General features: G+C 42.3%; 20 protein-coding genes. 2 read left to right on the forward strand and 18 right to left on the reverse strand.

Going from position 1 to position 18,869, the window contains the following annotated elements; translation table 11 throughout:
* Positions 1–260 precede the first annotated feature (260 nt).
* The 11 genes from IEW05_RS10665 to IEW05_RS10715 all read right to left on the reverse strand — a co-directional run bounded on the left by IEW05_RS10665 (position 261) and on the right by IEW05_RS10715 (position 10,810).
* Positions 261–608, reverse strand: coding sequence for a cyclic-phosphate processing receiver domain-containing protein (locus IEW05_RS10665; protein WP_229753431.1), 348 nt, complete (start codon positions 606–608; stop codon positions 261–263).
* A 36-nt stretch (positions 609–644) separates the two neighbouring features.
* Entirely contained in the window at positions 645–1,499 is an 855-nt protein-coding gene (locus IEW05_RS10670) for a deoxyribonuclease IV (protein WP_188538494.1), read from the reverse strand.
* A complete protein-coding gene (locus tag IEW05_RS10675; RefSeq protein WP_188538496.1) occupies positions 1,489–2,307 on the reverse strand; it encodes an Fpg/Nei family DNA glycosylase in 819 nt (272 codons plus the stop codon). The genes IEW05_RS10670 and IEW05_RS10675 overlap by 11 nt, the downstream gene beginning before the upstream one ends.
* A gap of 42 nt (positions 2,308–2,349) precedes the next feature.
* Positions 2,350–3,147 (reverse strand): TIGR01457 family HAD-type hydrolase, encoded by a 798-nt coding sequence (locus IEW05_RS10680; RefSeq protein ID WP_188538498.1) that lies wholly within the window; start codon positions 3,145–3,147, stop codon positions 2,350–2,352.
* A gap of 208 nt (positions 3,148–3,355) precedes the next feature.
* Positions 3,356–4,291: a ribonuclease Z gene (gene rnz, locus IEW05_RS10685; RefSeq protein WP_188538500.1), complete on the reverse strand. Its 936-nt coding sequence runs from the start codon at positions 4,289–4,291 to the stop codon at positions 3,356–3,358.
* A 119-nt stretch (positions 4,292–4,410) separates the two neighbouring features.
* Positions 4,411–7,848, reverse strand: a complete 3,438-nt coding sequence (gene metH, locus IEW05_RS10690) for a methionine synthase (protein WP_188538502.1) — start codon at positions 7,846–7,848, stop codon at positions 4,411–4,413.
* A 362-nt stretch (positions 7,849–8,210) separates the two neighbouring features.
* Entirely contained in the window at positions 8,211–8,618 is a 408-nt protein-coding gene (locus IEW05_RS10695) for a FixH family protein (RefSeq protein WP_188538504.1), read from the reverse strand.
* Positions 8,619–8,673: 55 nt separating this feature from the next.
* Entirely contained in the window at positions 8,674–9,468 is a 795-nt protein-coding gene (locus tag IEW05_RS10700; protein ID WP_188538506.1) for an HAD family hydrolase, read from the reverse strand.
* A gap of 59 nt (positions 9,469–9,527) precedes the next feature.
* The gene (locus tag IEW05_RS10705; protein WP_188538508.1) at positions 9,528–10,064 is read right to left on the reverse strand and encodes an LPXTG cell wall anchor domain-containing protein; all 537 of its coding nucleotides are present in this window, start codon (positions 10,062–10,064) and stop codon (positions 9,528–9,530) included.
* A gap of 71 nt (positions 10,065–10,135) precedes the next feature.
* The gene (locus tag IEW05_RS10710) at positions 10,136–10,309 is read right to left on the reverse strand and encodes a DUF896 domain-containing protein (protein ID WP_188538510.1); all 174 of its coding nucleotides are present in this window, start codon (positions 10,307–10,309) and stop codon (positions 10,136–10,138) included.
* A gap of 246 nt (positions 10,310–10,555) precedes the next feature.
* Positions 10,556–10,810 carry a LysM peptidoglycan-binding domain-containing protein gene (locus IEW05_RS10715; protein ID WP_194434114.1) on the reverse strand — a complete coding sequence of 85 codons (255 nt, stop codon included), beginning with the start codon at positions 10,808–10,810 and terminating at the stop codon, positions 10,556–10,558.
* Between the two features lie 325 nt (positions 10,811–11,135).
* Between IEW05_RS10715 and lexA the strand changes: the two genes are divergently transcribed.
* Complete coding sequence (gene lexA, locus IEW05_RS10720) at positions 11,136–11,762, forward strand: transcriptional repressor LexA (protein ID WP_188538514.1); 627 nt, start codon at positions 11,136–11,138, stop codon at positions 11,760–11,762.
* Between the two features lie 183 nt (positions 11,763–11,945).
* Here the strand turns inward: lexA and IEW05_RS10725 are convergent, their stop codons facing one another.
* A complete protein-coding gene (locus IEW05_RS10725) occupies positions 11,946–12,707 on the reverse strand; it encodes an SDR family NAD(P)-dependent oxidoreductase (protein WP_188538517.1) in 762 nt (253 codons plus the stop codon).
* An 85-nt stretch (positions 12,708–12,792) separates the two neighbouring features.
* Positions 12,793–13,122, reverse strand: coding sequence for a hypothetical protein (locus IEW05_RS10730; protein WP_188538520.1), 330 nt, complete (start codon positions 13,120–13,122; stop codon positions 12,793–12,795).
* A 243-nt stretch (positions 13,123–13,365) separates the two neighbouring features.
* Here IEW05_RS10730 and IEW05_RS25610 point away from each other — a divergent pair, with 243 nt between their 5' ends.
* The gene (locus tag IEW05_RS25610; protein ID WP_194434115.1) at positions 13,366–13,599 is read left to right on the forward strand and encodes a hypothetical protein; all 234 of its coding nucleotides are present in this window, start codon (positions 13,366–13,368) and stop codon (positions 13,597–13,599) included.
* 98 nt (positions 13,600–13,697) lie between these two features.
* On the opposite strand, the gene glnA is transcribed toward IEW05_RS25610, so the two are convergent.
* The 5 genes from glnA to IEW05_RS10760 form a co-directional block, all read right to left on the reverse strand.
* Positions 13,698–15,026 carry a type I glutamate--ammonia ligase gene (gene glnA / locus IEW05_RS10740; RefSeq protein WP_188538522.1) on the reverse strand — a complete coding sequence of 443 codons (1,329 nt, stop codon included), beginning with the start codon at positions 15,024–15,026 and terminating at the stop codon, positions 13,698–13,700.
* Between the two features lie 21 nt (positions 15,027–15,047).
* Complete coding sequence (locus IEW05_RS10745) at positions 15,048–15,458, reverse strand: MerR family transcriptional regulator (RefSeq protein ID WP_188538524.1); 411 nt, start codon at positions 15,456–15,458, stop codon at positions 15,048–15,050.
* 81 nt (positions 15,459–15,539) lie between these two features.
* Positions 15,540–16,793, reverse strand: a complete 1,254-nt coding sequence (locus IEW05_RS10750; RefSeq protein WP_188538528.1) for a methionine gamma-lyase family protein — start codon at positions 16,791–16,793, stop codon at positions 15,540–15,542.
* Between the two features lie 328 nt (positions 16,794–17,121).
* Positions 17,122–18,105 carry an AAA family ATPase gene (locus IEW05_RS10755; protein ID WP_188538531.1) on the reverse strand — a complete coding sequence of 328 codons (984 nt, stop codon included), beginning with the start codon at positions 18,103–18,105 and terminating at the stop codon, positions 17,122–17,124.
* Between the two features lie 82 nt (positions 18,106–18,187).
* Complete coding sequence (locus tag IEW05_RS10760; RefSeq protein ID WP_188538533.1) at positions 18,188–18,865, reverse strand: YdcF family protein; 678 nt, start codon at positions 18,863–18,865, stop codon at positions 18,188–18,190.
* Between the last annotated feature and the right edge of the window lie 4 nt (positions 18,866–18,869).

The raw sequence follows: 18,869 nt of genomic DNA on the forward strand, positions 1-18,869 counted from the left end.
CCAGTTAAATTATTGAAAGGACTCATCGTTCCACGATTACCTGGAATAACTCCTGTTAATCTAACAGATTCTTGATCAAAATTGCAAGACACAGCAATATAGATGGAGGAATTCCAGTTAAGTTACCCGGTGGTTGAATGCTAGACAGATTAGATGGAGAATTTCCAGTTACTCATATTCCGTCAAACACTGACTTTGGCGTAGAGTGTAAAAAGTTAGTTAAGTTCATTGTCCATACTACGATAGGCGTGGAGTATTGTCTACGTATGGCTGCGTTTAGCTTCAATTGCAATATCATCCAGTCGATCAAACGGAATCGGGCCATTATGCAGGACGACGTGCTCAGGTTTATTTTGATGTAGTATTTCGTACATCTTATTCTTATCGTACATGCTAGAAGTATGCAAATAAATCTCCCGAGGGTACAATCCTTCCGCCGCTATTGCGGTTGCTACATAGGTTCCTGTTTTCTCTCCCGGGCCCATATCATGATCCAGTGACAAAATATCAATCTCCGCTACCCTTAGTAATTCTAGACATTCGTCGACAGAGCGTACCAAAGTAAATCCCTTTGGACATCGGCGTACATCATCCATATATACATGAATCAATCTATGATCTTCCCTTCCCTCGGTATTTCAGCATTAGGTCTCTATCCATCGCTTTACCAACCTAATATCTTCTCTATAGGTTCCATCTTCGCCAGTCCCACTTTCGAGAATCATTGGCGTATCTTGTAGTTCTTCTATTTGAAGTAAATGACGAAATCCGGATTCCCCAATATAACCTTGACCTACACGAGCATGGCGGTCCTTTCGCGAATGAACTGGATACTTCGAATCATTTAAATGAAGCGAGATTAAACCTTCCCAGAAATCCAAATCCTTTGCTTTCACAGCAAAATTGTTATCCTGCTCACCCGTCCACATTCCAGAAGCGAATGCGTGACACGTATCAAGGCAGTAACCGATAAGCTCAGGGGATTGGCACAGGCTGCGAATCTTAACCAGTTCTTCCATTGTCATTCCCATATCTCCATGATCTCCAGCTTGATTCTCGATCAGGAGTTTGGCTGAGCCATTCCAGCCTGAGAGTACTTCATTTATACATTGTATAATATTTTGATATCCTTGTAAGGGATTTAAATCCTTATTTGTGCCAAAATGAACAACAATTCCCAGAGATCCACACGCTTCAGCAATTTCTAAATCATTACGCAGTGAATTTACAGTTCGTTCAAAATGAGAGCCCTCTATATGACGTCCTACTGCCAAATTAGTTGGGTATGGAGTATGGGCAATGGAGACTAATCCATGCTCTTCACATAACTCTCGGCATTTACGTGCATCGAATGGGTCAAATTCTTTTACAGTAAGACTTCTAGGATTTTTAGGAAAGTACTGAAAAGCCGTTTCCCCTTGCAATAGAGATTGTTTTGCTGCACCATAAAATCCTGCACGGATACTATGATGACCACCAATTTTTAACTCAACGGTCATGTTGACATCCAGGGCTATAGAACACTTTACGGCCGTTCATTTCACCCTTGACGATTACATCACCACAACGTGGACAAGTCTCTCCCTCTCGATCGTAGACACGGCAGAGATCATTAGATCCACCAGTTAATGTGTCACCCACCTTGAACGACATTTCCATATATCCTCCCGCCTCAGTAGCTGAGATCATTACTTCTCTCATGGAATGATACAGTCGGGATAGATCCTCTTCACTAAACTGTTGTAGTTTAGCAGAAGGCAATAGCTCAGCAGTAAATGCAATTTCGTCTGCATAACAATTACCGATTCCCGCAATGACCTCTTGATTAAGAAGTGCTGTCTTAAGACTACCTCTCCGCTTGCGAAAAATCTCAATGAATCTAGACTCATTCATTTTACGATCCAGAGGCTCAGGTCCAAGATGAGACATAATCTCTTCTACTTCTTTGGCGCTGTGTACATGCAGGTGTCCAAGACGTAGACCAATGAAGTATAAGACCATTTCTTGACCGAATCCAATTTCAATTTGTGTTGTCCGGTCGGGTCGATCCGTTTTTGAGCCTAAATACATCAATCCCCCTAACATCAAGTGAAGGACCAGACGTCGACCATTATCAAGATGGAACACTAAGTGTTTTCCTCGACGTTCTACAAATATAACTTGTCGTCCAATTAATTCTGCTGAAAATGTCTCAGCATCTTTATTAATTGATTTCTCGCGATTAATAACGACTTCAGTGATAGGTAGATCCAAAATGTGTTTGGATAGTTGTATTCGGTAGTTTTCCATTTCCGGTAGTTCCGGCATGGCACATACCCCTTTCATTCTGTATATTACTTACTAGTGAGATTAATTCGATTTACATACTAGATCAAGAACTTCTATAAGGTCTTTACAAACTGTATCTGGACTCACACCAGAGGAAGTAACATAATGCTGTAAATTTTCCTCGGTCGTCACCCCAGTCAAAGTCAAGATCGTACCACAACCTGCATTGACACCCGCTGTGATATCCGTCAACATATTGTCACCGATAACAGCTGTCTGTTCATTAGCAAGCCCCAGACGCTCAATCGCATGTTTCATTAAGATCTCTGAGGGTTTCCCAACCACGATCGGCTCTACTCCGGTTGCAGCCTTAATCGCAGCTGATATCGTTCCTGCCCCAGGCATTAAACCTTCCTGTGATGGAAGAAGCAAATCTGGATTCGTTAGTACATACTTAGCACCACCACTAATCCAACGTGTCGCCTGCGTTAATTTGTCGTATGTAAAAGTACGGTCGATCCCTTGAATTACTACTTCCGGTGCTTCTAAGTCAACGTTCAGTCCAGCCGCTTTCAAAGCCTCAATCAAACCGTACTCGCCAATTGGCGCTACCTTACATCCGGGCATTAATTCGGCAACATATTCCGCCGCAGCAACTGCGGATGTACATACATCATTCGCTTCCGCAGGAATTCCCATCCCTTTTAAATGGAGTGCTACATCTTCTGGTGTCCGAGATGAATTGTTCGTCACAAACAAAAAAGGGATACCACGTTCCTTCATTGTATTAATCAATAGTTCTGCTCCTGGTATAATACGGCCCCCGTGGTATAAAGTTCCGTCTAGATCAATGAGATAAGCATCCCATGAATTCTTCATGTTGCTCCCCGCCTCTATTTGTAACTGTGTATTTATTTCATTGTACATACTGATACAAAGAGTATGCAAATCTCTTCAAATTCCCATTTCATGAGCAAATCTCTGTCAGATGAAGAGTTATTGAAGCTGGTTTAAGTCGAACGACATCGAAGTGTGATAAAATGGATGTCATTTCCTGCGCTTTCCCGGAAAATAATTATAATATTTCCTAACTATTCAGAGGCCGTTCTATCGGATATAGAACATGTTCTAATGCCAGCTTCGCTCCTGGGAAGGTCTCTTCTGCTTCATGTTGAATTTGCAGCATTTGTTCATTATTCTTGTATCGCGAGCTAAAATGTGTTAAGAATAGCTCTTTCACTCTAGCCTTCTTAGCGGTTTCCGCCGCCTGCTTTGCCGTACTATGATGGTATTTGTGTGCTATATCGGCAAGCTCATGTAGGAAGGTGGATTCATGAACTAATACATTTGCATCCGTCGCGAGTTCCAGCGCAGTTGGACAAGGTCTCGTATCCCCAAGTATGGTAACAATCCTACCTTTTTTGGATTCGCCAAGCACCTCAGCTGCGGTAACAGTCCGCTCGTTAGGCGCTTGTACGCTCTCGCCTCTTTTCAGCTTACCATATAGAGGTCCAGGTGAAATTCCATACTGCTTCAATAACGCAATATCCAATTTACCTGGCTGATCCTTCTCCATAACTCGATACCCATAGCTAGGTATTCGGTGATCCAATAAAGCCGACTCTACGCGAAATGAATCATCTTCAAACACTGTGCCTCCATCATGTTCAACAATGTCCATTTTATAGTTAATTCGTGATTCGCTTATTTCTAACACCGTAGTTATATACTTCTTTAATCCTACCGGTCCAAATATAGTTAGAGGTGTATCCCCTCCTTGGTATGCACGACTCGAGATGAGTCCCGGCAGACCAAAGAGATGATCTCCATGCAAATGGGTTATAAAAATATATTCAAGTTTGCTTAATTTCAGAGGTGAACGCAGAATCTGATGCTGCGTACCTTCTCCACAATCAAATAACCAAAAGGATCGTCTCTCATCCAGCAATCGTAGTGCCACAGAAGTCACATTACGTTCAAGAGAAGGAACTCCCGCATTGGTACCCATGAAATATAGTTCCATTTCTTATCCTCCTTTCACACTGTCATTTCCATACTCTTATATGCACTTATTATTACCAAAACCCTCCGAATACTCGGAGGGTTGGTTAACTTGATAATTTGCTTCAAATTCTGAGTATCCTAAGCCTTATCTACATTGAAATACTGAGCTTGCGGGTGCGCAAACACCATTGCTGATACAGAAGCTTCCGGTTCCATCATGAAACCTTCTGTCAATTCAATACCAATGTCCTCCGGTTTCATTAATTCAAACAACGGCGCTTGATACTCCAGATCTGGACAAGCAGGATACCCATAGGATACTCGTATTCCTTGATAGCGTGCGCCATGACGTTGTTTCATCGTCATCTCCTGCGGATCAGGGAATCCCCATGAATCGCGCATCATGTGATGAACTCGTTCCGCTGTAGCTTCTGCTAATTCAAGGGCAACAGACTGAAGTGCATGAGAATGGAGATAATCGCCTCTTAACTTCGATTGTTCTGACAGCTCACGAATCCCTTCTCCCGCCGTTACGACTAAGAACCCAACATAATCCATGACTCCGCTATCTACTGACTTCAAGAAGTCCGATAGGCATAAGTACGGTTCAACCCGCTGTCTCGGGAAAGCGAATGTCTTGAGAATCTTTGTGTGATCAGCCGGATCGTAAATAATAATATCATTCCCAGATGACTGGGCTGGGAAAAATCGATACATAACTTGTGCTTTGATAATTCCATCCGTCACGGCATCCATCAATATTTGATCAACAGTCTCTTTCAATTGTACTGCCTTGGGATCACCCGCTGCGAGTAATTGTTCTACCGATCCACGAAGTCCCAAATGATGGCCTAACAGCATTTGCATATTCATGTAAGGAATAATATGACCAATCGGATAGTTGCGCAGAACGTGCCGTTCTAGATCTGGTGGAATAAAGACCGGAGCATCAGTCGAAATCTTAGAAGACACCGCACGCGATAGTTCCGGCAGTGGCTGCGCCACAGCCACTTGTATATCAGCTTCTTTTTCCGCTTCCATTTCAAGACGCATTTGCTCCCGACTGTTTGGGTCCATCAACTTATTCGCCAAATCGAGCCCATCCATTGCGTCTTTGGCATATACGACCATTCCGTTATACTCTGGACGGATTCTCGTCTTCGTGAACTTACGCGTCAATGCAGCCCCACCGACCATAATCGGCACATCAATTCCAGCATTTCGTAAATCTTGAGCAGTCGATACCATTTGTTGCGCTGATTTCACCAAAAGACCAGACAAACCGATCGCATCCGCTTTCTCTTCACGATAGGCTTCAATGATACGTTCCGGTGGTACTTTTATACCCAAATTCACGATGTGGTAACCGTTATTGGATAGAATGATCTCCACTAGATTTTTTCCGATGTCATGAACATCGCCTTTGACCGTTGCAAGGAGAATTTTACCCTTTACTGAAGATTCGTTCTTCTCCATAAATTGTTCTAGATAGGATACCGAGGCCTTCATCACTTCCGCACTTTGCAATACTTCGGCCACGATCAGTTCATTGTTATTAAACAGCCGGCCGACTTCCTCCATACCCGCCATCAATGGCCCGTTAATAACTTCTAAAGCGGAATAACGAGTCAACGCTTCTTCTAGATCTGGAATTAATCCCTCTTTAGTTCCTTCCACTACATAGGATCCAAGTCGCTCTTCAAGCGACATATTAACGATCTTCTCTTTCTTCTCTACCTTCTTGTTACGGAAAGCAGCCACAAACTCAGCAAGCGTCTCGTCGTTCGTATTATATATGAGCTCTTCGGCAAGTCGACGTTCTTGCTCAGGGATGGAAGCGTATCTCTCTACCTTTTCTGTGTTCACAATAGCGTAATCTAATCCTGCTTTGGTGCACTCGTACAAAAAGACAGAGTTTAGTACTTCACGTCCAGCTTCAGGGAGTCCAAACGAGACATTACTAATACCGAGCACGGTGTGACAGGCAGGCAATGCCTCTTTGATCAGCCGGATACCTTCAATCGTCTCCTTAGCAGATCCGATATATTGTTCATCCCCAGTTCCCACAGGAAACACCAGTGGGTCAAAGATAATATCTTCCGCGTTCAATCCATATTTGTTCACCAATAAATCGTGAGAACGTTTCGCTACTTCCAGCTTGTCTTCACGAGTGATCGCTTGACCTCTTTCATCGATCGTACCTACGACGATTGCTGCACCATACTTATGGATTAACGGTGTCACATCTTCAAACTTTTCTACTCCATCCTCAAGGTTAATGGAATTAATGATCGTTTTACCTTGGCAATATTTCAAGGCCAGGTCCAGCACCTTAGGATCGGTGGTGTCGATCATGAGTGGAACCTTCACTTTTTTGACAACCAATTCTAAGAAAGCTTTAATGTCCTCTGTTTCATCCCGATCCGGGTCTTGAACGCAGACATCAATTACCTGTGCTCCGCTCTTCACTTGTGCACGAGCAATTTCTGAAGCTTCCTCATACTTGCCTTCAACGATCAAGCGCTTGAACTTACGCGAACCAAGAACATTCGTACGTTCACCAATCATGTAGGGACGGTTATCATACTCCACATATACTGGCTCGATCCCAGATAGCACTGGTGGATGTTGTCCATTCATAGGACGCGGTTCGTATTGGCTCATCATCTTCGCTAATGCAGAGATATGTGCAGGCGTAGTTCCGCAGCATCCACCTGCAATGTTAAGCCAGCCCTGCTCCGCGAATGCGGATAGTTTTTGCGCTAATGAATCTGGGGATTCATGATAGTTCCCGTTCTCGTCAGGAAGCCCTGCATTGGGATAACAGCTAACTCCAGTCTTGGCCATCTCAGACAAAGTTCGAATATGATCTCTCATGAATTCTGGTCCTGTAGCACAGTTCAATCCAAATGAGATCGGCTTCAGATGTTCTAACGAAATATAGAATGCTTCGATATTCTGACCTGCTAATGTGGTCCCCATCGGTTCGATTGTTCCTGAGATCATTAGTGGCAATTGTTTCCCCGTTACTTTAAATGCCCTGGAAATCCCAATACTTCCTGCCTTTACATTCAAAGTGTCCTGTGAGGTCTCCAGTAATAGAACATCTACACCCGCTTCGATTAATGCCTCTACTTGTTCCTGATAGCTATCAACCAATTCATCAAAAGTGACCCCGCCAGTAACAGAGAGTGTTTTGGTTGTTGGACCAAGTGCACCCACTACATATCTTGGGTGATCTGCTGTGCTGTATTTCTCGACAGCTGCGATTGCAAGCTTAGCGGCAGCAAGATTGATTTCACGCGCTTTATCCTGTATATCGTATTCTGCTAGCACAACTGAGGTTGCGCCAAACGTGTTCGTTTCAATTAAGTCAGCCCCCGCCTCCAGGTATTTCTCGTGAATATCCTGAATAACATCCGGACGGGTAAGCACTAACATTTCATTACAACCATCTAACTCTTCACCGCCAAAATCAGCCGGTGTTAAGTCCACTTGTTGGATCATGGTTCCCATTGCGCCATCAAGGATCAATATTCGTTCTTTCATTCTGGATTCCAAGCTAGGTTTACTCATGATCTAATCCCTCCCGTAAAACATTAACTTATAGTTTATCAGAATGAAGCATTTTAGAAAAGGGAAAATAACAATTCATTTTTCTTGGAATCTCAGCGCAGACTAGGGTTCAAGCAATTTTAGAAATGTGCCCGACAACAGGGAGCAGATCGGATCTAATTCTAATATAGCATTTGAACACAGAGAAATCCCATGGTTTATATGAGAATAATAAACACGAACGAAATTTCATCTAGAGAAGAAAAGGTTCGGAATTTTCCGAATCAATCTAAGGTTAATATGATAACGAAAAGAGCTGCTCTCCATTCGTAATAGAAATGGGAAGCAGCTCTTATTCATTGTGTTGACTACAATTCTGACGCCTATTTCACCGTAAACTTAACCATAGGCATAGAATGTTGGTCGTGGGCAGTTACGTGAGAAATAACATAATAGATACCAGGTTCGAGGAACGTTTCACCATGCTTATAAAGTCCTTGTCCTTCACTCGTTACAGTAACCTTGGTATGCTTCGCGTCATCGTTGCCTTCTTTCCAGAACTCAAATATGACCTCTTTCGCATCATCAACATTTTCGCCACCATAGGTTACCTTGGCTTCAAACGTGACAGGCTCTCCAGCACTAGGTTCATTTGGAGTGATCTGAAGGTTCACTTGAATTGGTTCTAATGCTCCTTCATCTGAATGCATACTATGATTTTCTTTACTACACCCACCAATAATCATCAATATTATCACCAGTGTAAGTATACTCGAGAGCTTAATTCTCAACGTAGATGCCCCCTTTCATCAAAACAATATTTGTAACATGATTTAATATAGTGAATTATGATTTCTTAGCAATAATGTCATGAAGCTCGGACAAGTGTTTAATTTCAAAATCAGGAACAATTTCGTCCGAACGCGTTCTACCATCTCTATTCACCCATACTGCAGTCATTCCCACACTGAGTGATCCACGAATATCAGTTGTTAGCTTGTCCCCTACCATAATACCTTCTTCTGGCTTGATTCCAAGTTGTTCCAATGCGTGGTGGAATATCGATGGATCCGGTTTGCCCTTACCAAACGTACCAGAAATAATCACCTCGTCAAAATAAGAAGCTAACTCCGGAACTCCATCAAGCTTTTCCTGTTGTAAAGCAGGACATCCGTTGGTCAGAAGGAGGAGTTTGTAATTCCCTTTTAATTCATTAAGTATATTAAATGTTTCTTCATACACATGAGGACGGGACCGTCTCTCTTGTCCAAATTGTTCTGCAAGTTCAGCAGCTAAGGCTTCATCATCAACACCAACAGCTAGAAGTCCACGCCGCCATGACTCTTTACGGTATGCAGGAGCTAATTGCTCTAATTTACGAAATTCAGGTTGCTCACCAGCAGAGAAATTAGCCCAAAGTCCCTCAAAAGGATTAATCCCAATCATTTTCGTGAAAGAAATAGTTTCGTAGGATTCATAGAGCGACCTAGCTTCTTTACGCACCTGTTCTTGAAGTTCGACTGGATCAACACCTTTTACTTCTTGCGCCCTCTTACAAGTTGCTTCAAATGCCTCCCTAACACTTCGATCATCCCAGAGCAACGTATCATCCAAATCAAAACATACCGCTTTAATAGTCATCGTAGACGTCCTCTCTCTCCCTTAGTTACCAAGGTCTGTTTAAGTGATTTTATATCACCTTATTGCTTTTCTATAGTAATGTGATTTGTGTGTGCAAATTCCCCAAGACGAAGTGCCATAGCTTCTGTATCAAAAAAGTTCCGGAACCGATAGAACACCCACTTTGATTCTTTTCCTTTTGGAACAATTACAATTTTACTTTTGTTATGAATGATCTTGCTAACGTTACTAGCATCGAGGTATTTATCTCGATTAAACTTGGAAGTGTACAATCGATTCTTGTCAACGCGTAAATACGGCTTTCTAAGGAAAATCACCACAGCTAAGAGTAAATACAGCCCAATTGTGACCCAAAATAGAGTCTGATTCTCTCCAGTCGCAGGTCCCATTAACCCAAGGGCAGCATACAGAATCGCTATCAAACTCAAAGCACCTGGTAATATGATCTTTCTGCCTTTAAAAATATCACCGTCACCTTTTGCACCAAAAGTTGGACTAGAGCCTTTACCCGATGCAGTTGCTTTTATAACAGGATTTTTCCCCTTTTTCTTCAACTTCACCATGTTCCGCTCTACTTTTCTGTCAAATGAACCCATACATGTTCCTCCTAAAGTTTGATGAAGCATCACCACTAGCATATGTAGGGCCAAGCCTTTCGGCAGGTCCTTTATTCATCCACCACTTCGATTGACTCGAGTTGTTGGCGAAAGTTACTTCTAATGTTATTCAAATACACTTCACGAAGCTGAGCTCTTTCCAGCTTTTCTTCTTCTGTTAGCCCTGATTCTTTATTCTTACGGGCTAATTCATTAATTCGCTGCACCAAAGCATCTATGTCCATAATTCCCTCCTGCTATGATTTTCTGTGCGTTTCACGGTAGTTCAATAAGCTACTTTAAACAAGCTTACAACTGCGTTCGTGTAAGGCATTCATTTCTTACTTTGACATGAGTAAAAGAGCTTGTCAAGGTGATACGACATCACTGTCGTTATCGTCACCAAAACAAGCTCTTACAATTATTCTAACAAATAAAACGTAAGCAAGAAATCTTCATAAACGGATTGTTAATATACTGAATTATTCCTTTTATTTAGGTGGAAGAATTAGAACATCGCCTGATCGAATTGCACTTGCTGTCAGTCCGTTGTAATCCTTGATATGTTCGATATAGATACGTGTATCCTTACCTCTTGGTTTGTGAGCCGTTGCAATCTGCCATAATGTATCCCCCGGCTGCACAATGACCTTCTCCAAGACCACGTCGTGATCTCCTTCAGAAGAAGCAGCAAATGCTGTCACCATTCCCGTACAAGTTATCGTCAACAAGAGAATCACTATCATAATTCTGCTCAAACCTTTATGTATCCCTCTTGATTGAATTCCACTAAGCATAGTTTTCTCCAAAGAAGGCTTATTATGAATACTTTGATATGAACTGTATTTTAACATTTTCCACCACTCCAAACGTGTGTTCTTGTTTATGAATAAACTATAACACGAACGTTTGTTTGATTCAATACTTTTTTAGAACAATTGTTCCCATGAATAAAAATATTCTTTTTCAACCAATTTAATAGATAAATGATAGATTTAGAACTTACGTTTGTACGAACGGTAGTTCTATGTTATAATTTTTCCAAACGTTACTAGATGGGGTTGATATGTTATGTCGAAGGTATCCAGCCGTCAGCAAGCAATTCTTGAATTTATACGCAACGAAGTCCGCATGAAGGGTTATCCTCCTTCTGTTAGAGAAATCGGCGAAGCTGTTGGTCTTGCTTCCAGTTCTACGGTGCATGGTCACCTGGACAGGCTGGAGAAAAAGGGGCTTATTCGCCGCGACCCTACTAAGCCACGGGCTATAGAGCTGCTGGGACAAGAGGATTCAGATCATCTCGGGCTATTCGCCCATTCCGTAGCTAGAGTACCCGTGATTGGTAAAGTAACTGCCGGTGTACCGATCACTGCTACTGAGAACATCGAGGATTATTTCCCACTTCCTCAACACTATGCTGGTGATGGTGAAGTTTTCATGCTCTCTGTCATGGGAGATAGTATGATTGAAGCGGGTATCCATAATGGAGACTATGTGATCGTTAGACAGCAACAGACGGCTAACAATGGAGATATTGTTGTTGCGATGACAGAAGAAGACGAGGCTACAGTTAAGACATTCTATAAGGAGAAAGACCATATTCGATTACAACCAGAGAACGCAACCATGGAGCCAATTCGTTTGAAGCATGTTAGTATTCTCGGTAAAGTCGTTGGTCTGTTCCGCGATTTCCACTAATATAGATGAGGTTCCTTATCTCTTTAAAGATCATAACGAACAAATAACAGCAAGTCGCCATGATCCATGGAGGCTTGCTGTTTGTTGTCTTTGTGTTTCAAATTCTTGTCTCAGTAATTAAGATCTATTGTTCCGCATCTCGTCTCCATACTTTCAAACTATAATCACGCCCAAATCCTATTTCTAGATTGCTGGCATTACATTCCCACCAGTCACAGGTATAAAGGCTCCGGTAATAAAGCTAGCTAAATCAGAGGCAAGGAACGCAACAGCATTAGCGATCTCCTGATCCACTCCCCTACGTTTCAAAGGAACTCCTTGAAGATAAGCTTCATCTGAACCTGCGTCATCACCACGATCCTTCTCACTGATCGTCCATCCCGGGGCTACTTGGTTCACTGTAATCTGGAATTCACCAACCTCTTTCGCAAGCACGCGATAAACACCATCCATTCCTCTTTTTCCAGCTACATAAGCTGATTGATTGGGGAAATTTTGCATTGAACACTCCGTATTAATCCCGATGAACCGCCCTGACCGCTTTGCCTGCATCGCAGGAATGAAAGCTTTCGCCAAATACACGCTTTGCATAACACAAGAATCAAATTGACTTTGATAGTCTTTCGGTGATTGTTCAAGAATGCTTGTCCAAGTATATTGGACAACTGCATTAGCTACGACAATATCAACTTCACCAAGTTCTGCGTCGATTTGTTGTTTCATATTTAGAATTGAAGCTTCTTTCGTAATATCACCTTGTACAATGATTGCCGTCCCACCATCATCCTGAATTTCTTCAAGCAGTTCCTCGGCCTTGGTTCTATTACTTAAATAATGGATAGCCACTTTAGCCCCACAATTTGCTAGAGTTCGTACCATAACGCGCCCCAGCTCCCCAGTCCCTCCAGTCACAAGTGCGATTTTTCCAGTTAAATCTATCTTCATCTTAACAACCCACTCTCTTATATGACTTAAATCTATTGTAACAGTGAGTTTTCAGAAGTGCTACGTAACAAAAATACCTCTACCATCAAAAAGGATGAAGGTAGAGGTACCTGTTTGAAGCTTTTACAGAATAAAAATCAGAAGTAGCAATTTGAATGTCGCCAAATGTTGCACCAGCGCCAGTCAGCAGGGCTGCAACCAGCAGTAGATCAACAGCCAACGTGAGGCTGGTACCCGCTGGGATTGCATAAGTGATTACAGGTGCGTTAACACGAGTGATGACGAGATCAATCGGATATAGACCAAGATTATTCACTGTTACAGTAGCATTCGCGCCTCCTCTTAGATCTTCATAGTAGGATTTATCAACATTGGGTCCGATATTGAAAAATTGTTGCGGTAATAGAATCGCCATTGTGATTCACCCCCCTTGCCCTTTCATAGTTTATTCTATGCTTCATATCTATGAATACATCGAATAATGACGTAGTAGAATAGCATAATTTAAGAGATTGATAAGGAAGATAGGGATAGATGATACTATGATCGTTTTATAGAAGCCCATTTCTAAATTTACTTAGTCAATTGTCTATACACGTTAGTCTAAATAAGCATACTGTGAATCGAGTCAATTAAAAATGTGGAGGTAGATCAATTTATGTCAGAATTCAATCATACAAGTACAGGTATTATCCTTGTTTTGTTTATTTTGTTAGTGATCGTTTCATGCGCATCTATGGGCCATCCTCATGTCGCTAAAGTTGCTGCCGTTACTCCGAATCAACCTTTTACACCAAATCAAGCTTTTGTATCAAACCAATCGTTCACGCCTAACCAATCCTTTATGCCTAATCAATCCTTCATGCCTAATCAATCTATCATGCCAAATTAATCCTCAAATCCGTTTTAATAATTCGGCTTATAAGGAGGTCTTAACCTAGCCATAAAAAAATCCCCCAGCGCAAATGCGCTAGGGGATGGCTCCTTTTTCTAGTACAACGTCATGTATTGGTCACGTTCCCAAGCGTGAACTTGCGTGCGGAACATATCCCATTCGATTTCTTTCAATTCATAGAAGTGAGTGAGGGCGTGATCGCCTAGTGCTTCACAAATAATCTCACTACGAAGCAATTCGTTCAGTGCTTCTTTCAAATCCGATGGCAAGCTAGGAATTCCTTCCTCAACCCGTTCTTCTTCGGACATTACATAGATATTACGGTCAATTGGCTCAACGAGCGGCAATTTATTCTTAATTCCATCAAGACCCGCTTTCAGCATTACAGCCAAAGCTAGATATGGGTTAGCAGCTGGATCCGGGTTACGAACTTCTACACGAGTACTAAGACCACGGGATGCTGGGATACGAATCATTGGGCTACGGTTACTAGAAGACCATGCAACGTAACAAGGAGCTTCATATCCAGGAACCAGACGTTTATATGAGTTAACTGTAGGGTTCGTGATTGCAGCAAATGCACGTGCATGTTTCATAATACCGGCCATATAATGACGTGCTTCTTCACTTAGACCCAAATTATCGCTCTCATCATAGAATATATTCTCTTTCCCTTTGAATAGCGATTGGTTACAGTGCATGCCCGAACCGTTAACACCAAACAATGGTTTTGCCATGAATGTAGCGTGCAAACCGTGGCTCCGAGCGAGTGTCTTAACTACCAATTTGAAAGTTTGAATTTGGTCTGCTGCTTTGATCGCATTAGCATATTTAAAGTCGATTTCGTGTTGTCCTGGAGCAACCTCATGGTGAGAAGCTTCAATTTCAAAGCCCATCTCTTCAAGTGTCAACACGATTTCACGGCGACAGTTCTCACCAAGATCTGTAGGCGCAAGGTCAAAATAACCACCTTGGTCATTTAACTCAGTTGTTGGATTGCCTTTTTCATCTGTCTTGAACAGGAAGAATTCCGGTTCTGGACCAACATTCATCGAAGTATAACCCATTTCTTCTGCTTCCTTCAATGCACGTTTCAAAATGTAACGTGGGTCTCCTTCAAATGGAGTTCCATCTGGCTTATAAACATCGCAAATCAAACGAGCAACGCGATCTTGCGTAACCCATGGGAAGATAACCCAAGTATCAAGATCAGGGAATAAGTACATGTCAGATTCTTCAATACGAACATATCCTTCAATGGATGAACCATCAAACATCATTTTGTTATCGAGTGCTTTTTCCAATTGGCTAACGGGGATCTCAACATTCTTAATAGTTCCTAGTAGATCTGTAAATTGCAAACGGATGAAGCGAACATTTTCCTCTTTAGCAATACGCAGAATATCTTCTTTTGAATAACTCACTATAACATCTCCCCATTTTATTTATATTTTGAAAAAGCGAGATAATTCTCCTTGGATCAGTGATACCTGACCCGGTCTTTTTCCTGTTACCAGTTCTTGTTTGAGCATACGGTATAACTGCGAATCAGACATTTCCTTGCGTTTCTCCTCTGTATCCTTGGAAATAACCGTAGCTTCCTGCGATCCTTTGGACATCGGATTCATAACCTGTTTAATCCCAGCAATATTGACGCCTTTATCAATCAAACTCTTAATTTCAAGCAACCGTTCAACATCAATAAAAGAAAACAACCGCTGATTTCCCGATGTACGTGCAGGTACTATCAATTCATGTTGTTCATAATAACGAATTTGCCTCGCCGTTAAATCGGTGAGTTTCATTACGATACCGATCGGAAAAAGTGCCATATTTCTGCGTATTTCGTCACTCATCGTTATCAACCTTCCACTTGAAGTTCATAGCTTCATTCTATGTTAACTATCCTAACATGTCAATACCTATGTCAGATTCTCTTACAGCAGATTTCGCTCTTTCATCGTTTGCAGTGCTGTCAACAAGCCATACTTAACATGAGCGTAAGTTAGCCCACCTTGCATATAAGCAATATAAGGTTCTCTAATGGGTGCATCTGCCGACAATTCTAGACTACCACCTTGTATAAATGTCCCGGCAGCCATAATCACGGGATGCTCATAACCAGGCATATCCCACGGCTCAGGGACTACATGACCATCTACCGCTGCTGCTCGTTGAATACCTTGAACAAAAGCGATCAATTGCTCAGAGCCACTAAACGCAATAGCCTGAATCAAATCTGTTCGTTGCTCATCCCAGCGTGGTCTACTTTCAAATCCAGCACGCTCGAACAAAGCCGCCGCAAGAACACTCCCCCTAACAGCTTGTCCAACAATTGTAGGAGCCATAAACAACCCTTGGTAAATACCTCGCGTAGTACCCAGCATAGCACCAACTTCGCCGCCAATCCCCGGTGCTGTGAGCCGGTACGAAGCTAATTCCACTAGAGCAGCTCGCCCACAGATGTAACCACCGGTTTCGGCCAATCCACCACCTGGGTTTTTAATCAAAGAACCCGCAATTAAGTCTGCTCCAACCTGTGTTGGTTCTTGTTCCTCCGTAAACTCACCATAGCAATTATCAACAAATACGATACAATTCGGATTCATGGCTTTGACTCTTGCTACCATTTCACCGATTTGACTCACCGAGAAAGAATCCCTCCAATCGTATCCGCGTGAGCGCTGAATGCCAATCACCTTGGTACGACCATTCATTTTTGTAGCTACTGTATCCCAATCCACCGAACCATCAGAGAGTAGAGCAACTTCGTCATATTGAACTCCGAAATCCATAAGTGAACCTGTCCCGTCTCCCGTAGTACCAATCACTTTATGTAATGTGTCATAAGGTGTCCCAGTAATATATATCAGTCCGTCTCCAGGACGTAATACACCAAATAAAGCTGTAGCAATCGTATGTGTTCCTGATGCAAAATGAGGACGAACCAATGCTGCCTCGGCACCGAAAACATCAGCGTATACTAGATCCAACACTTCACGACCACGATCATTATATGCATAGCCCGTGGAACCTGCGAAATGAAAATCACTTACCTGATGCCGTTGAAATGCTTCAATCACCTTCCACTGGTTACGATCTACAATTCTATCAATTTCGCGAAACCGTGATTGTACCTGTGATTCTGCATCTTCCATCCACCCAATGATCTCTTCACTAAAATTAGCCATGATCTATTAACTCTCCCTTTGCTGTATCCGTTATCTGTATTTTTCAATGATCTTCATTCGTTTTCACCCCAAATGGGGCAGGTGCTGATCCAAATTTAGTATAGTCAACTTCTTTCACTATAAACTCATAGCTCTAACGTCTTCATCAAAATGACTTTCCACAACCCGCCAACACGATAAAGAGCGGATATAAGATCCTCCGCTCTGTTGGAATACGAAATAAACGCTCACACTTAGGAGAAGATACATCGACTTCATGTAATAAAATAGAATCGGCCTCTCTCGCTCCTTAGGCACAGCACAGAACGCAGCTTCAAGATTGCGTTTCTTATTGCGGTTTGTTATCTAACTTCAAATCTTCCATACGAATCGTCATCAGTTCCAGCTTTCCTGGAGATCCACCACCATATTGACTAAGTAATCGAACCGCCTGCTGGCGAACGGAACGCTCAATAACATTACGCACATATCTGGCATTGCTGAACAAATGATCACTCTGACATTTCTCTTTTAATAAGTGTTGCTTAAGTTTGAGTATCGCCTGCGGCATCAAGATATAGTCACGATCCTTGGCCATTCCTTCAGATATTTGGATCAATTGGTCAATCGTATAGTCGGGAAAGTCCATTTGAATAGGAAACCTTGAAGGAAGCCCCGGGTTGCATTGCAGGAAGTAATCCATTTCATCGGAATAACCTGCCAAAATGAGAATGAATTGATTCTTTTGATCTTCCATCGACTTCACTAAAGTATCGATCGCTTCTTTGCCAAAATCCTTCTCTCCACCACGAGCCAAGCTATAAGCTTCATCAATGAACAGAATCCCGCCTATTGCTTTCTTAACCAAATCTCTCGTTTTTTGTGCGGTATGTCCGATATATTCACCGACAAGGTCTGCCCGCTCTACTTCAATTAAATGCCCTTTACTTAATACACCCATTCTCTGAAACATTCTAGCAACGATTCTGGCAACGGTTGTTTTGCCTGTACCTGGGTTCCCCTTAAATACCATATGATATACTTGAGAACCGGACAGCAACCCCGCATCGGAGCGCATAGAAGCGATTTGAAGTAGGGCATATATTTCATACATCAAATCTTTGATATGATCCAGTCCGATCAACTGATCTAGTTCTCTTTGAATTTCCAGAAACAAGCCTTGCTGTTGTTGAGACTTGGGTACAGGCTGCGACTCTGCATCCGAGATACTCTGAGAAATGACCGGTGCCTCGGTACTGCGCAAAATAACATTTATCTGTCTAGATGGTCTCTCATCTGCAGATCCACTCTTGGCCATAACACGCCCTGGCATGTGTAATCACCTTCTTTTTAGGGTAGGGGCTGAACTCGCACATATACAATGTATTCTCTCTCCCTGCCCGATATTAGAAGAATTACGATTTCAAGCCGATAGCCATCCCTAGTTGCTCCATTTTCCATTTAGTATAAGCTAGTACTTCTCTAGTCGTATTAAAGATGGGTTTGAGTACCTTAGTTTCGGTAAGTGAAAGCTTAGGATTGTCATAATGGAGACTCTTTGCAATCTCAAAAGCACGGTTACCGTGAAATGTATGCGTAATGATAAGCGCAGACTTCAGTTGCCGCTCCTCCATGATTTGCTGGCTGAATTTCAAATTCTCATACGTACTTGTTGCTTTATTCTCGAGAAGCATAATTTCACGAGGAACCCCATGCTCCTCCAAATAATTAGCCATACCTTCAGCTTCAGTGTATTTGGATTCCGCTGTGTCTAAACCACCAGTAAGTATGAAGTAGCGAAACTTTCCTTCACGGTAGTCCTTTAAAGCTTGCTGGAGTCGTTCTTCCAGTCCTGGACTTGGCACATCGCTCCACAAGGCAGCACCTAGAACAATACCAACATCATATGAAATAGAATTCGTACTCCATCCGGCCGTATTACGTTCCACACTGCCAATTTGAGCTAATACATACAACGTCCAAAGTATCCCCGCAAGAACAACTAGCAGAAACCATCTAAGCCATCTAGGAAGTTTACGTCGTCGGTTTTGACCTTTAGGTTGAAAAGAGACTCCCTTACCATAATAATTCATGGAT

The organism is Paenibacillus segetis (assembly GCF_014639155.1).
Taxonomy (GTDB): Bacteria; Bacillota; Bacilli; order Paenibacillales; family Paenibacillaceae; genus Fontibacillus; species Fontibacillus segetis.

Coding starts and splice junctions, on each gene's coding strand:
- IEW05_RS10755 (WP_188538531.1), bottom strand. CDS start 18,105: ATGCCAGGGCGTGTTATGGCCAAGAGTGGATCTGCAGATGAGAGACCA.
- metH (WP_188538502.1), bottom strand. CDS start 7,848: ATGAGTAAACCTAGCTTGGAATCCAGAATGAAAGAACGAATATTGATC.
- IEW05_RS10760 (WP_188538533.1), bottom strand. CDS start 18,865: ATGAATTATTATGGTAAGGGAGTCTCTTTTCAACCTAAAGGTCAAAAC.
- IEW05_RS10675 (WP_188538496.1), bottom strand. CDS start 2,307: ATGCCGGAACTACCGGAAATGGAAAACTACCGAATACAACTATCCAAA.
- IEW05_RS10680 (WP_188538498.1), bottom strand. CDS start 3,147: ATGAAGAATTCATGGGATGCTTATCTCATTGATCTAGACGGAACTTTA.
- IEW05_RS10710 (WP_188538510.1), bottom strand. CDS start 10,309: ATGGACATAGATGCTTTGGTGCAGCGAATTAATGAATTAGCCCGTAAG.
- IEW05_RS10750 (WP_188538528.1), bottom strand. CDS start 16,793: ATGGCTAATTTTAGTGAAGAGATCATTGGGTGGATGGAAGATGCAGAA.
- IEW05_RS25610 (WP_194434115.1), top strand. CDS start 13,366: ATGTCAGAATTCAATCATACAAGTACAGGTATTATCCTTGTTTTGTTT.
- rnz (WP_188538500.1), bottom strand. CDS start 4,291: ATGGAACTATATTTCATGGGTACCAATGCGGGAGTTCCTTCTCTTGAA.
- IEW05_RS10745 (WP_188538524.1), bottom strand. CDS start 15,458: ATGAGTGACGAAATACGCAGAAATATGGCACTTTTTCCGATCGGTATC.
- IEW05_RS10730 (WP_188538520.1), bottom strand. CDS start 13,122: ATGGCGATTCTATTACCGCAACAATTTTTCAATATCGGACCCAATGTT.
- lexA (WP_188538514.1), top strand. CDS start 11,136: ATGTCGAAGGTATCCAGCCGTCAGCAAGCAATTCTTGAATTTATACGC.
- IEW05_RS10670 (WP_188538494.1), bottom strand. CDS start 1,499: ATGACCGTTGAGTTAAAAATTGGTGGTCATCATAGTATCCGTGCAGGA.
- IEW05_RS10715 (WP_194434114.1), bottom strand. CDS start 10,810: ATGATAGTGATTCTCTTGTTGACGATAACTTGTACGGGAATGGTGACA.
- IEW05_RS10705 (WP_188538508.1), bottom strand. CDS start 10,064: ATGGGTTCATTTGACAGAAAAGTAGAGCGGAACATGGTGAAGTTGAAG.
- IEW05_RS10725 (WP_188538517.1), bottom strand. CDS start 12,707: ATGAAGATAGATTTAACTGGAAAAATCGCACTTGTGACTGGAGGGACT.
- IEW05_RS10700 (WP_188538506.1), bottom strand. CDS start 9,468: ATGACTATTAAAGCGGTATGTTTTGATTTGGATGATACGTTGCTCTGG.